The 12729-nt window shown below is 40.6% G+C and carries 15 protein-coding genes; 6 read left to right on the top strand and 9 right to left on the bottom strand.

Annotation, left to right across the window (positions count from 1 at the left end; translation table 11 throughout):
• Positions 1-168 precede the first annotated feature (168 nt).
• From FIB07_04025 to nifU, 5 genes are all read left to right on the top strand, one after another.
• Positions 169-1401, top strand: coding sequence for an aminotransferase class V-fold PLP-dependent enzyme (locus tag FIB07_04025; GenBank protein NJD52015.1), 1233 nt, complete (start codon positions 169-171; stop codon positions 1399-1401).
• A gap of 89 nt (positions 1402-1490) precedes the next feature.
• Positions 1491-1751, top strand: a complete 261-nt coding sequence (locus tag FIB07_04020; protein ID NJD52014.1) for an AbrB/MazE/SpoVT family DNA-binding domain-containing protein — start codon at positions 1491-1493, stop codon at positions 1749-1751.
• Positions 1748-2197: a type II toxin-antitoxin system VapC family toxin gene (locus tag FIB07_04015; protein ID NJD52013.1), complete on the top strand. Its 450-nt coding sequence runs from the start codon at positions 1748-1750 to the stop codon at positions 2195-2197. Before FIB07_04020 ends, FIB07_04015 begins: the two co-directional genes overlap by 4 nt.
• 109 nt (positions 2198-2306) lie before the next feature.
• On the top strand, positions 2307-3458 hold the full coding sequence (gene nifS / locus FIB07_04010) for a cysteine desulfurase NifS (protein ID NJD52012.1): 1152 nt from the start codon (positions 2307-2309) through the stop codon (positions 3456-3458).
• Positions 3459-3460: 2 nt separating this feature from the next.
• A complete protein-coding gene (gene nifU, locus FIB07_04005) occupies positions 3461-3850 on the top strand; it encodes a Fe-S cluster assembly scaffold protein NifU (protein NJD52011.1) in 390 nt (129 codons plus the stop codon).
• 38 nt (positions 3851-3888) lie between these two features.
• Here the strand turns inward: nifU and FIB07_04000 are convergent, their stop codons facing one another.
• The 5 genes from FIB07_04000 to FIB07_03980 form a co-directional block, all read right to left on the bottom strand.
• Positions 3889-5760: a PAS domain S-box protein gene (locus tag FIB07_04000; GenBank protein ID NJD52010.1), complete on the bottom strand. Its 1872-nt coding sequence runs from the start codon at positions 5758-5760 to the stop codon at positions 3889-3891.
• 151 nt (positions 5761-5911) lie between these two features.
• Positions 5912-6577, bottom strand: a complete 666-nt coding sequence (locus tag FIB07_03995; protein NJD52009.1) for an ABC transporter ATP-binding protein — start codon at positions 6575-6577, stop codon at positions 5912-5914.
• Complete coding sequence (locus FIB07_03990) at positions 6565-7734, bottom strand: ABC transporter permease (GenBank protein NJD52008.1); 1170 nt, start codon at positions 7732-7734, stop codon at positions 6565-6567. Before FIB07_03990 ends, FIB07_03995 begins: the two co-directional genes overlap by 13 nt.
• A gap of 2 nt (positions 7735-7736) precedes the next feature.
• Positions 7737-8936, bottom strand: coding sequence for a hypothetical protein (locus FIB07_03985; GenBank protein NJD52007.1), 1200 nt, complete (start codon positions 8934-8936; stop codon positions 7737-7739).
• Positions 8933-9595, bottom strand: coding sequence for a TetR/AcrR family transcriptional regulator (locus tag FIB07_03980; protein ID NJD52006.1), 663 nt, complete (start codon positions 9593-9595; stop codon positions 8933-8935). The genes FIB07_03985 and FIB07_03980 overlap by 4 nt, the downstream gene beginning before the upstream one ends.
• Positions 9596-9786: 191 nt before the next feature.
• Here FIB07_03980 and FIB07_03975 point away from each other — a divergent pair, with 191 nt between their 5' ends.
• A complete protein-coding gene (locus FIB07_03975) occupies positions 9787-10185 on the top strand; it encodes a hypothetical protein (protein ID NJD52005.1) in 399 nt (132 codons plus the stop codon).
• 42 nt (positions 10186-10227) lie between these two features.
• Here FIB07_03975 and FIB07_03970 read toward each other — a convergent pair whose 3' ends face one another.
• The 4 genes from FIB07_03970 to FIB07_03955 are packed head-to-tail and all read right to left on the bottom strand — an operon-like array spanning position 10228 to position 12688.
• Complete coding sequence (locus FIB07_03970; GenBank protein NJD52004.1) at positions 10228-10689, bottom strand: MEKHLA domain-containing protein; 462 nt, start codon at positions 10687-10689, stop codon at positions 10228-10230.
• Complete coding sequence (locus FIB07_03965) at positions 10659-10910, bottom strand: hypothetical protein (GenBank protein ID NJD52003.1); 252 nt, start codon at positions 10908-10910, stop codon at positions 10659-10661. The genes FIB07_03970 and FIB07_03965 overlap by 31 nt, the downstream gene beginning before the upstream one ends.
• Positions 10907-12226, bottom strand: coding sequence for a DHH family phosphoesterase (locus FIB07_03960; GenBank protein ID NJD52002.1), 1320 nt, complete (start codon positions 12224-12226; stop codon positions 10907-10909). The genes FIB07_03965 and FIB07_03960 overlap by 4 nt, the downstream gene beginning before the upstream one ends.
• Before the next feature lie 6 nt (positions 12227-12232).
• On the bottom strand, positions 12233-12688 hold the full coding sequence (locus tag FIB07_03955) for a 30S ribosomal protein S15 (protein NJD52001.1): 456 nt from the start codon (positions 12686-12688) through the stop codon (positions 12233-12235).
• Between the last annotated feature and the right edge of the window lie 41 nt (positions 12689-12729).

Genomic DNA, 12729 nt, shown 5'->3' with positions numbered 1-12729 from the left:
TGAAAGGCTTATAAACGTGTATAAACCTATAAATGAACTATGGAAGTAATTACATGAAATCAATAACGAGTAAAGTGCAAAAAATCAATAGCTGTAGAATAAGAAAAAAATAAAGGTTAGTTTTGGAAATTTTAACTATATATTTGATTTTAGCATTGGAGTATTATAATGGACATCCAGAAAATCCGCCGTGATTTCCCGGCACTGGGGAAAAAATGGAATGGTAAATACCCCATCTATTTTGATAATGCATGCATGACCCTGAAGCCAAGGCCTGTAATAGATGCGATGAATGAATATTATACGGAATATCCAGTATGCGGTGGGCGTTCCATTCACAAGATGGCAAAAAAAGTGGATGAGAAGGTCACTCAAAGCAGGGAGAAGTTCCGGAAGTTCCTTGGGGCGTCCTGTCCTGAAGAGATAATCTTCACAAGAAACACAACCGAAGGATTGAATCTTGTTGCCAATTCGATGGATTTTAAAAACGGCGACATCGTACTAACAACAGACAGGGAACATAATTCAAATCTCGTTCCCTGGCAGGTGCAGGCGCATAAAAGAGGGATAAAGCATATTATTGTCCATTCAAATCCTGATAATACCTTCGATCTTGAGGGATTTTGCGGACTATTCGATAAAAACAAGAACGTACGGCTTGTGAGCATGGTATATACCGCGAACCTTGACGGCTATACCATACCTGCAAAAGAGATCATACAGATCGCCCATGACCACGATGCTCTTGTGATGCTTGACGGAGCCCAGAGCGCACCTCACAAAGCTGTAGATGTAAAGGCGCTTGATGTTGATTTTTTCGCTATTTCAGTACATAAGATGGCAGGACCGACAGGCATGGGTGTGCTCTATGGTAAACATCACCTGCTTGAAGAGATAGCACCTTTCATCGTTGGCGGGGATACGGTTAGTGACACAACGTATGAAAGTGCGAAATTCCTGCCCACTCCTGAGAAATTCGAGGCAGGTCTCCAGGATTATGCTGGCATCATAGGAGGGGGCGCGGCAGTTGACTATATCTGCGGCGTGGGATTGCCGAATATCGAGAAGCATGAAAAGCGGCTCAATACCATTATCACAAAAGGAATAAAAGACATGCCGGGATTAAAGATCATAGGCCCGGAAGACCCGAACCTGAGGGGAGGCATCATTTCATTTACTGTCGATATGCCAAAAGGCGGTGATGCACATGATATTGCCCTTATTCTTGATGAGACCGAGAACATAGAAGTGCGCTCGGGTGCATTCTGCGTGCATTCCTGGTTCAATTACAGGAAATGCGGGGCTGCGGTGCGGGCTTCGCTATATTTGTATAATACTGAGGATGAAGCGAAGAAGTTTGTGGATACTCTGGGGAAGACGATCGGATTGTTCAGTCCGTAGGAGCTGGCTGCATATTTTAATTCATTTAATTATTTAGTTATTTGATGTAATAGTAAGACTTAAATAAGACAACAGTCTTACATTCTCTCATGACAACTGTAACAATCTCAAGCAAAGGGCAGATAGTAATTCCTAAAAAATTAAGGGAAATGCTTGGTTTAACAATGGGAAAAAAGCTGAAGGTTTTCCAGGAAAACAAGAAGATAATCCTTGAAACAGAACCAGAAACGAAGCCCTCGGAATTATTTGTAAGTGCCTCACCCCATGCGGTTGATAATGCCATGAAAACATCACACAAAATTGATGAGGCAAAAATTAAAAGACTTCTTGATGACCTGGGAATTAAATGATCGCAATAGATACCGGGGTCTGGATAGAATACATTAATACCCGTGGGGTGCTGCATCACCATGCAAAAGCAGTTGTTGATTCCGTGAATCAGGGAAAAGTTACTGCAATTTTGACCCCATTGACACTGGCTGAAATATATTATGTTGCACAAAGGGTTTATCAGGAAGTATATACACAGTCCCGATCTGAAATTCTTGCAAAGAAACTATATGATTTCATATATTATCATCCGCACGTTGAAGTTAAAAATCCGGATTATGAACTTTGCCTGAAAGCAGGGATTATAAAATCCGGATATAATATTGCATTATCAGATAGCTTTTTGCTCGCTATATCCGAACATGATAATACAACTGTTTTGTTTAAGAATTTAGAAAGTGAGATGAAGCCAAACATACAGGAGCTGATTAAACGTTTTAACCTCAGATTCCTTGAAAACTATTGAACAGATTCCGTGAAAAGATTATCAATGCAAAAATTGTGGAACCTTACAGCGGCAGGATAGGGTTTGCATCGTTAAGTATATTCCGATTTAAGTCATAGGATTAAACATTATGAAACAAGTTTATATGGATCACAGCGCCACAACTGCTACTGACCCTGCGGTCACTGAGGCTATGCTGCCTTATTTTTCTGAAAAATACGGGAATCCCTCAAGCCTGTACACGATAGGCAGGCAGGCAAGAAGAGCTATAGAGGAAGCAAGACAAAAAGTCGCCGACCTTATAGGCGCAAAGAAAGAAGAGATCATATTCACAGGCAGCGGAACAGAATCCGATAACCTTGCGATAAAAGGAACCGCATTCAGGAACCGGGGAAAAGGCGACCATATCATAACAAGTTCGATCGAACATCATGCGGTTCTTCATACCTGTAAATACCTTGAAAAAAACGGTTTCAAAGTTACATATCTTCCTGTAAGCAAAGACGGGATCGTGAATCCGGCTGATGTTGAAAAGGCCATAACCCCACAAACAATTCTGATCACGATAATGCATGCAAATAATGAAATTGGAACCATCCAGCCCATTGAGGAAATAGGAAAGATCGCAAAAGAAAAACAGGTCACGTTCCATACTGATGCTGTACAGACAGCAGGAAAAATCCCTGTGAATGTTGATGCCCTTGGTGTTTCAATGTTATCCATTAGCGCCCATAAAATATATGGGCCAAAAGGCGTTGGCGCGCTTTACCTGAGAAAAGGAACTCCTATCGAACCCCAGTTGCACGGGGGCGGACATGAAAGAAACATCCGTTCAAGTACAGAAAACGTTCCGGGGATCGTTGGTTTCGGAAAAGCAAGCGAACTTGCAAAAGAACGATTGCCCCGGGAGTCAGATTTAGCAGTTCTCAGGGATTCACTAATAAAAGGTATTCTTGAGATAGGGGATTCATATTTAAATGGTCATCCGACAAAACGCCTCCCCAATAATGCAAATTTCAGGTTTAGCTTTATAGAAGGCGAATCCATGATATTGAATCTTGATATGAACGGGGTGGCAGCTTCAACCGGTTCTGCGTGTTCATCCACCTCCCTTGAACCATCTCATGTGTTAATGGCTATCGGTCTTCGGCCAGAGGAAGCTCATGGCTCACTGAGATTAACGCTTGGACGGGAAAATACACAGGAAGATGTCGATTATGTGATTTCGGTGCTGCCTGGTATTGTTAATAAACTGCGGATGATATCTCCGCTTTCGAGGTAAAAATGACTGAAGGATATAGTGAAAAAGTAATGGACCATTTTGCCAATCCGCGAAATGTTGGCGAGATACCTGATGCTGATGGAATAGGAAAGGTTGGAAATCCAGTATGTGGTGACTTGATGTGGATTTACATCAAAGTTAAGGATAACATACTTGAAGATGTCAAGTTCAAAACATTCGGCTGCGGGGCTGCGATCGCAACAAGCAGCATGATCACTGAACTTGCAAAAGGTAAGACGCTTGAGGAAGGGCTTAAAATCTCACGCGGGGATGTGGCAGATGCGCTTGATGGGCTTCCACAGGTTAAATTGCATTGCTCCAATCTTGCAGCGGATGGATTACACGCAGCGATCAAGGATTATCTTGAAAAGACGGGAAAGAAGCTGTCATAAAACCTCCTTTTCTGAGTATTCCAGCATTTATTTAGATACTAATCCTCAATTTCATCCACGTCTATATTATCTGGAATGAAATATAAATCGGAATATCCATCGTTACTTTTTGCAATTATTCCATTCTTAATCAGGACATTCAGATGATGCCTGATAGTCTTATAATCCTTATTCACAGCCGTTGCTAATTGATTTGCGTTATAAGATTTATCAGAAAGATGTTTCAGGATCAATGCCCTTGTCTTTCCTCCACGTGTGCCTTTAATCAGATAACATAGCAGCTTATGTCGTTTATTGGATCTCCTGAGTTCCTGTTTCAATAACCTGTTTTCAGTAATATCCCTGGCTATGCCATGAATTTCTACTGTCCCATCTGAGTATTTTATTTCCCTCGTTCTTATCTCGGCCCATCGGCGCTCCCCATTCTTGCATACAATTCCGAGTATATCCATATGGTCCACCTTTTCCCCGGAGAGACGTTTTTTCCGCCGTTGTTCGACTATTTTCAAACTCTCTGCTGTGACCCATTTATTAATGTTAGTACCAATAACGTCCTCTTTTTTACATCCGAGTGTTTTAAGCCCAACCTTGTTCATCTTCAAAAAATTGCCTCTGGAATCGAGTACGTACATAGCATCCTGGGCGTTTTCAAAGAGGTCACGGTATTTTTCTTCGGACTCCCTGAGTTCCTTCTCCAGCTTCCTTTTCTCAGTTATATCCCTCATTATGCCGTGTACACCGATTATTTTATCCCCATCTTTAATAAGCCTGGTTCTTGCTTCGGCCCATTGATGTTCCCCTTTCTTGTTTATTGCTTCTATGACAACAGTCGGCTCTAAAGGCTGGTTTAAGAAAATCTTCTTGAAACGGTCTTCAATTTTTTTAGCACTTTCAGGCGTTACCCAATTTAATACATTTGTCCCGATTATTTCTTCTTTGGTCACGTCAAGTAATTCCAATCCGATTTTGTTAATACTCAGGATATTTCCATTCAAGTCGTGTGTATAGATAAAATCATTAGCATTTTCAAAGAGATCCCGGAATTTTGCCTCAGATTCCTCCAATTCCAGCTCAGTTTTCTTTTGTTTTGTAATATCTTTAGCTATGAATAAAAATTTTTTTACTCCGTCAAAAATCATTTCAGCACGAGACTTTAATAAATATCGTATCTCGCCTTTTTTAGTGATTATTTTAGCATCTGCAATTTTTCCGCTATTCAGGTTATTTTGAGTTTCATGCCATATTTTGATGTAGGCTTCCTTTGTATCCTGTGGTAGTATTTTAACGAAAGATTGTCCTAGTAGCTCATCTTTCGGCCAGCCCACGATATTGAAAAAAGAATCGTTCCCAAATTCTATTTCACCCTGCATATTAACGACAGCGATCCCATCAAGGGATGAATCAATTATTGTTTTAAGATATTTTTCTGAATTATATAATTTACCATATATTTCTTTTATTCTATCTTCAGTACACATTCTGGAATTCTGGACAATGAATGACGCCTGTGACGCGGCGATAGTTATGAAATCAATCTCTTCTTCGGTAAAGTCATGCACTTTTGACATATAGACATTTAAGAGACCGATAACTTCCATTCCATTTTTCATGGGAATGAGTAGTTGAGATCTGATATTGTGCATTTTTGCCAGGCTTGAGGAAAATGGCACGCCTGCTTCTCTTGCTGCCCTGTGAACCTGCTCAATATAATCTTCCCGAAGGCCGAACGACGAGGCCATCCTGGACTCACATGTCCCTTCATCGACCAATATTATTGCTCCATAATCTGCATTTATGGATTCACATGTAACGTTCAGTATTTTTTGGAGGATTTCATCTAATCCTGAGGTGGTATCTATTGAAGCAATATTCAGGAGGGCCTTTAATTTTACGTTTTTATCGTTGGCCATAATATAATGTTCCTTCCACGGAACTTTATATTTTACACACACATATAGTTCACTAATCTTTTTACTTTTTTACCGGATCATCGACATGCTCATGTAAATTTTAATAAATTGATATGAAATTGACAGGTTATTTTTATAGATTATTTTATATTCACAAAACCACTTTCCCATCCTTGATCCTGATTATCCTGTCAGCTTTCTCGCCAAGCTCAGGTTCATGCGTCACCATAACAATAGTCTGTCCTTTTTCGTTCAATTCGCGAAATAGTCCGACTATCTGGTTTGAAGACTCCGTATCAAGATTTGCCGTGGGTTCATCCGCAAGAAGGATTGCAGGTTCATTCGCAAGAGCCCGGGCAATTGCTACGCGCTGCTGCTGCCCGCCCGAAAGCTCACTTGGAGAATGATCGGCCCTGTCGCCTATTCCCACAAGCTCCAGAAGTGAAGAGGCACGGTCATATTTCCGGTCATCCATTATCATCGGCAGTGCAACATTTTCAAGCGAATTCAGTTCCTTAAGCAGGCTGAAGAACTGGAAAACAAACCCCATTTTCCTGAGACGGAAATCAGCTCTCTCATTATCATTAAGAGAAGATACCTCGATCCCGTCGATAACGATTCTCCCCGATGTTGGAGTATCAAGAAGGCCGATCATATTTAAAAGAGTTGATTTTCCGCTGCCGGACGGACCCATAAGAGCAACGAATTCACCCTTCCTGATATTAATATCAACTCCCCGTAAAGCATGAACTTCAATTTTACCCATATAATATATTTTCCTGAGGTTTTCGGTCTCGATCAAAACTATCCGCTCCATATTGCTTTTATAATATTTGTCCGCGCGGCGATAATTGCAGGGAAGATGCCGCCGATGATACATGTGATAAGTATTGACAGATCGGCCGCCATTATTGAAATATTTGATATCCGTGGCATGATTATGAGTTTCATACCATACTCAGGAGTCATGATAAGCGGATTTTGCTGCATTCCATGTATCAGGATTAAACCTATAGAAGTACCGAGTGTTGTCCCGATAATGCCAATGAATAAAGCCTCTGCAAGATATATTTTTAAAATCATTTCGCCCCTTGCGCCTATTGCTTTTATGACACCGATTTCACGGATCTTATTTTTTACGGTCGTGTAAATTATAAGGCTGATTGCTATCGCGGCAACAAATATGGAAATGCCTGATGTCATCGTGGATATTGCCCCGAATGTCTCGATCATCCCTGCCATTCCTGCTGAAAGTTCCTGCCAGGTCTTGACATTAGGAAGCGTGGTCTCTTTCTGGAGAATTAATTTGTACTTTGTGGATTCTTCAGGCTTCTCAAGCCGGATAATGATATTACTGGCTTCATCTTTTTCTATGAGTTCCTTTACTGTATCATATGCAGCTATAATGGCATACCTGTCAAGTTCAAATGTACCTGTACTGATAATGCCCTTTATCCTGAATTCAACAGGTTTTCTATCCTGGTATGTAAGAAGAACCATATCACCAACATCCACTTTCATTACTTCAGAAAGAGAGGTGCCTATCAGCAGTTCGTTTTTATCCTTATCATCAAGGAATTCTCCTCTTTCAACTGTTCTTGATAGTGTGGAGGCTTTTTCTTCAAGTGATGGTTTTACCCCGAATATTGCAATTCCGATTTTTTCAGTCCTTGATTCGATATCTACTCCACCTGTCATTCGTGGAGCGGCACCTACTATGCCTTTTATCCCCGTTACCTTCGAAAGCACGCTTTCTGATTTCGGAATGACGTTATCGCCGGTATTTGGCTGGATCTGCAGATGCCCTGTGTAAACATTAACAGTATTCCCTACAAAAGCATCCTGCATCCCGTTATTCAACGCTGTAGTAAAAAGCGGCCCAACGACCCCTATCGTTATGGCCAGGATGACCATCAGTGTTTCACGCCTTCTTTTTGACATATCCTTTATGGCAAGGAACAGCCAGGCTTTCATAATCAGTGTTTCCTTCTTTTCAGGTAAAGTATTATAGCACCTATTGCTGTTATCCCGATTAATATCGGCAGGAGGTTCTGGCTTTCTGCCGGGTTCACAACAATGATCACGTCTTTTTGTATCTCCTGTATTCCAAAGTCATCTTCAAAAGTTATATGCAAAACACCGGTTTGTTTCCCGCTGCGGTCAGCATCCAGTGTAAAGAGCGCATTTGAATAATCATCCTTTTTTATTTCCCCGAGATAAGCAAGATTATCCCCGGAAAGTGCAGATTCAAGACGTGCCGTAACTCCTTTTGCATCTCCTGTGCCGGTATTTTCGATCTTTATAGTAAGGGTAAAAGGCTGTTTCTCTATTAATCTTGCGGGTTCTGTGGTCTTTTTGGCGATGTCCATATTCGCTCTTCCTGAGGCAACTATGCCCACAAGTTTGCTCTCGTTATACTCTATACCTCTTTCGTCAAGATAATTAAGCTCAAGATTGATCGGATAATTTTTGATAGAGGCATCCTTTTCCAGGGAAAACCATATCTCTGAATTTGTCTGTGAGCCCTGTGGCATATCTTTAAAGATCAGTTCCGAATCCGAGGAGAGAGGGATGAGTGCTTTATCTTCCGGGTTCAGGCTGACTTTTAGCCATTTAATTTCGTTATCTCCCACATTTTCAAGAGAGATTTGTATTTTAAAGACTTCCCCTGGCTCGACCTGGCTATTGTTTGAGGCCACTGATACATTTTTTATCTCTATCAGTGTATCCCCTTTGATCGTTAGTGTGATCTTTCCGTTATATTCCTTATCATCATAAAAAATTGTATAAGGTAGGTCATAAACCCCGTATTTTGCGTCCCTGTCAATATCTATCTTGAAAAAGGTTTTTCGAGACATGTGCGGAGACAGGTCAAAATAAGGTGTATATTCATCTCCAGATCCTCCTGCGCTGATAAGATACCCCGGATTATTTATTTCACCGAGCTTATTATTTGGAGAGTAGGATGCAGAAAATGGATATCTTAAAAAAAGATATGCTTTGACATTACTAAGGGAAGTATCCTGATTATTTTGTATCGTGAATTCAAGCCCGATGTTCCTGTCACCCGGCGTCAGGTGAGGAACAGAAAGTACAGTTGTTACATTGAAAGGGTCAGCCTGTACGTTCATGGCCAGTGCTAATGTTAAAAATAGCGCAATTATATAATTTTTCATTTATTTATCTCCGGTTTCGTATTTCTTAATTCATTATTAATATTCCATATTTTATTACGATTTATCTTCAGCATAAAATCAAGGGACCCTTTAATTATATTATTTACTTGTTCTTCAGGGAACATAATGCCTCTGCTGCGAATTATTAATGAAGCGACTCCATGGACGTAAGACCATAATGAGAATGCGACTATATCCACGTTCATCCGGGGGAACAATCCCAGTATCATACATTCATTCACATTATTCTTGAGCAGTTCATATGATTTCAGACCGATATCATAAAAATTTGTCTCTGTTGTATTTTTTACAGGACTTCTCATCATAAACATCAGATCATAATATTCAGGATTTTCAAGGGCAAATAAAACATATGCCTCCCCATGTTTGATTAGACGTTCAAGAGGATCATTTATATTAAGTGACGTTTTCTGCCATTCATATAGTTTTTCAAATCCTTCCTTTCGAAGAGTGTAAAGGATTTCATCTTTATTTTTGAAGTAGAGATAAATAGTCGCCGGACTGTATTCAATTTTTTCTGCAATGTTTCGTATGGTTATGTTATTGAACCCCTTATCCAGGAACAACTTCATTGCTGTCTTTAAGATCAGCTCTTTCATCTCAGATTTTTCGTTTTCTTTTCTTTCTTTTATTCCCATAAATAAACATTGTTAATTTAATAAACATTATTCTTCATATTATTTAAAGATTATCAACCAGGATTTTTATTACATATGATTGTGTGAATTTTAATCTGGAATATATCTTATGATAATCACGATTATAATTATTCAATTAATTAGATATATTTAAATAGATAAAGGTCTTGTTTAGAATTGGTGTGTATGAGATGACCGATTCAAAATATCACGTGAATAACCTGGAAAATCAGGATACAAAAAGTGAGATTAAGTACAATTTCCTTTATAGATTTAAATCTTTGATCGGTGGTAACTCAGGATACATACGATTTATAATATTATTCGGGATATTATTCACAATACTGCAAATATCAGACCTGACGATCACGTATTTTGCGCTTCAAAACCCACAGAACAAAGAACTCAATCCCCTGTATAACCAGGAATGGTTCGTCCCGTTCAAATTGACAATAGTTTTTCTCATAATGTTAGTAATGTATCGAATTCCTGTTCAAAACCGAAGGATGGCAAAAGGCGCAATGTTAGGAATGATATACATGTATTTGTTTATTAATTTTAACAATCTTTACTTCCTGTTGAATTCTTAAGAAATTTCTTTTGTTACAGCCTCAATATCAAGGTCAAATGAATTATAAATATGTCCATCTGCTAAAAGTCGCTGCCTGTCCGGCATATTTATTATTCTCATCAACGATATTCCAGACAGTACCTCGCTCTATCAGGAAGCGCCGACCTGTGCCAGATATGCGTACTCCGCGGTACGTGTCGATATACCCATTGCGCCTGACCTCTTCAAGGAGTCTTTCACGATCTTCGCGATTAACAGGTTCTGCAGTAAGGCGTGATGGCATTTTAATGAATTCTTCCCATGTCATCTCCCACAGGTCAAGCGCTGCCTGGTTACCATAGTTCAAAACAGGGTCTGCCTGTATCCCATGCGAGAGAACAACGAAAGGTTGATAAAATAGTGCCCTGGCGCGCTCCTGTGGCCTACCAGGAGGAATAAGCTCCTGCCCTGTCCAGCGTAAGTAGCTTTGCAGCAGTCGGTTAACGTGTTTGATCAATAGTGTATCATCAAATGGAAGAGACATAAATTTATCATTTCATATGCGATTTTTGCATTCATCAGGTAATCATCAACCGAAGCAAGGATCGTGCCCACCTTTTCTCCTTCGAATAAAACGACCGCAGAACCATCCCCGATAATTGTCTTTATTCCAGGAACATTATCCGGCGCCAGGGATTCTGCAATAATATTAACCAGTTCTCCTGATTTTTCACCTCTGAATGTTAATTTTCCTTCTATCTTCATGCTTTTGGTTTTAATTGTTTTTCGATTATTGGATCAACCAGATCTATGAACTTCATTGCGGTTCCAACGGGTATTGTGGCGCCTGATGCAACATCATGCCCCCCGCCCATGCCTCCCACAGCTGCTGACGCTTCCCTCATAGCCGCTGCAAGATCAAGTCCGGCGCCTACCAATTTCCTTGTCCCGCGGCCTGAAACACGGATCTTTCCCTCAATTTCGTTAAATGTGAGGAAAGGCTTATCCGGATATAAGTATCGCGTCATCGTTCCTGCAATTATTCCAGTGCCGCTTGAATCCTCAAGGAGCACATACCTGAAACTCCGGGCTGCCTTGATCCGGGCCTGTGCCTTTTTAATTACGCTGATCAAAGCGCGCTGGTTCTCCCGCGCTATGATCTTTGCCTCATCAATGACCGACTCATCCCGCATACACAGTGAAAGTGCAATTCCTGCTTTTTCATCTTTACCGCAAGCGTTCAGGATATTTACAAAATCATATATGTTTTGTACAACTTCCCTGTTAAGGTGATAGTTGTCACCTATAAGGGTATCAATAGCCGGGAGGCTTCCCTGCTTCACAAGCTTTAATATTATCACAGACGAAAGTTTCGTCAATTCTTCTTCTGAAAGATTTCGCAATTCGCCTTTTATTCCAAGACTATCCAGGAAGACCTTGATCTTATCCTTATCACCGGTTATATCAAGATAAGGATCTATACTATTTTCAAAAATTTCAGCTAAGGGCCCATCCCCGATTCGAAGCCCTTTACTGGAAGTTACTGTCCTGCTGGCGATGGCTTCATCGAGGATAGATTTATTTGCGCCTTTCATTGGCTGTTTATCCCCGGTCGCCCCTGCAATAGCAAGTCCTGCAAGGTCGGTATTATCGCCCATCTGGCGGGCTATCATATAAGCGCCGCATGAAGCGCATAATTCGGTCGAGCCATCAATACCCACAAGATGCGGGTTGAACTGGATATGTTCCAGTTTCCCTGTTGGTTTGTGGTGGTCAATTATAATGGCTTCTTTTATCCTGGAAGTCAGTTCGACCTGGCCGCTTCCCATGTCGCAAAGAATTACAGGTCCATAGGATGTTTTTTCAATTAAGTCCAATGTTGATTGGTCAAACTGGCTGACTATCGTAGCATGAAAAAGTATACCCTTCCTGTGAAGGGCGTTACACATGATACCGGCAGCAGATAAGCCATCAGCATCGTTATGCGAAATAAGCCGAACCATATCATGTTCCAATATGGCTTCTGCTACCTGCCTGCTAAGAGCCTCAAGTTCAGCGAGGCTTTCCTGTCCATCAGTCATCGGGACTTATGAAATGAGCATTTCTGCTCTCTGGATAGAGAATTTCCAGTCTTCCGGAAGTACACCTTCACGGCGATAATATTTTTCAAGTCTCCTTATTTTTGAGATCTTATTATTAAGCGCACGCTTATTATGCATATCTTTAGGATTCTTTAAAAGGTGTTTATTCAGATCAAGTACATCGGTTATAATATTATGAATGTCTTCCGGAACTTTTGAAGAAACATTCTTTTCCTTCATTATGGTTCCTATTTTCTTGCCTGTCACAAGTGTGACATCAGGGACGCCGTAACGGTCTCTTAAGATCATACCGATCTTGCTTGAGGAATTACCACTCGTTGCAAGCTGTTCTATAGTACTCTCGATCTCATCCTTGTTGGTGTTCGACCACTTAGGGGGCTCCGTCCTGATCGGTTTTGTGGACCCTGCCTGGCCTTTTTTACGTGTGTGCATTCTTGCCATTTAATTTTCTCCGATAATTATTATTTCCAATTGATTTTCAA

Source organism: Candidatus Methanoperedens sp., from assembly GCA_012026795.1.
Classification (GTDB): domain Archaea; phylum Halobacteriota; class Methanosarcinia; order Methanosarcinales; family Methanoperedenaceae; genus Methanoperedens.
The sequence above is the reverse complement of the archived record's forward strand: the minus strand, read 5'-3'. Positions and strand labels throughout refer to the sequence as shown.

Coding starts and splice junctions, on each gene's coding strand:
- FIB07_03970 (NJD52004.1), bottom strand. CDS start 10,689: ATGTCTCTTCCATTTGATGATACACTATTGATCAAACACGTTAACCGA.
- FIB07_03955 (NJD52001.1), bottom strand. CDS start 12,688: ATGGCAAGAATGCACACACGTAAAAAAGGCCAGGCAGGGTCCACAAAA.
- FIB07_04025 (NJD52015.1), top strand. CDS start 169: ATGGACATCCAGAAAATCCGCCGTGATTTCCCGGCACTGGGGAAAAAA.
- FIB07_03975 (NJD52005.1), top strand. CDS start 9,787: ATGACCGATTCAAAATATCACGTGAATAACCTGGAAAATCAGGATACA.
- FIB07_04000 (NJD52010.1), bottom strand. CDS start 5,760: ATGGCCAACGATAAAAACGTAAAATTAAAGGCCCTCCTGAATATTGCT.
- FIB07_03965 (NJD52003.1), bottom strand. CDS start 10,910: ATGAAGATAGAAGGAAAATTAACATTCAGAGGTGAAAAATCAGGAGAA.
- FIB07_03980 (NJD52006.1), bottom strand. CDS start 9,595: ATGGGAATAAAAGAAAGAAAAGAAAACGAAAAATCTGAGATGAAAGAG.
- FIB07_04015 (NJD52013.1), top strand. CDS start 1,748: ATGATCGCAATAGATACCGGGGTCTGGATAGAATACATTAATACCCGT.
- FIB07_04020 (NJD52014.1), top strand. CDS start 1,491: ATGACAACTGTAACAATCTCAAGCAAAGGGCAGATAGTAATTCCTAAA.
- FIB07_03990 (NJD52008.1), bottom strand. CDS start 7,734: ATGAAAGCCTGGCTGTTCCTTGCCATAAAGGATATGTCAAAAAGAAGG.
- FIB07_03960 (NJD52002.1), bottom strand. CDS start 12,226: ATGACTGATGGACAGGAAAGCCTCGCTGAACTTGAGGCTCTTAGCAGG.
- FIB07_03985 (NJD52007.1), bottom strand. CDS start 8,936: ATGAAAAATTATATAATTGCGCTATTTTTAACATTAGCACTGGCCATG.
- nifU (NJD52011.1), top strand. CDS start 3,461: ATGACTGAAGGATATAGTGAAAAAGTAATGGACCATTTTGCCAATCCG.
- nifS (NJD52012.1), top strand. CDS start 2,307: ATGAAACAAGTTTATATGGATCACAGCGCCACAACTGCTACTGACCCT.
- FIB07_03995 (NJD52009.1), bottom strand. CDS start 6,577: ATGGAGCGGATAGTTTTGATCGAGACCGAAAACCTCAGGAAAATATAT.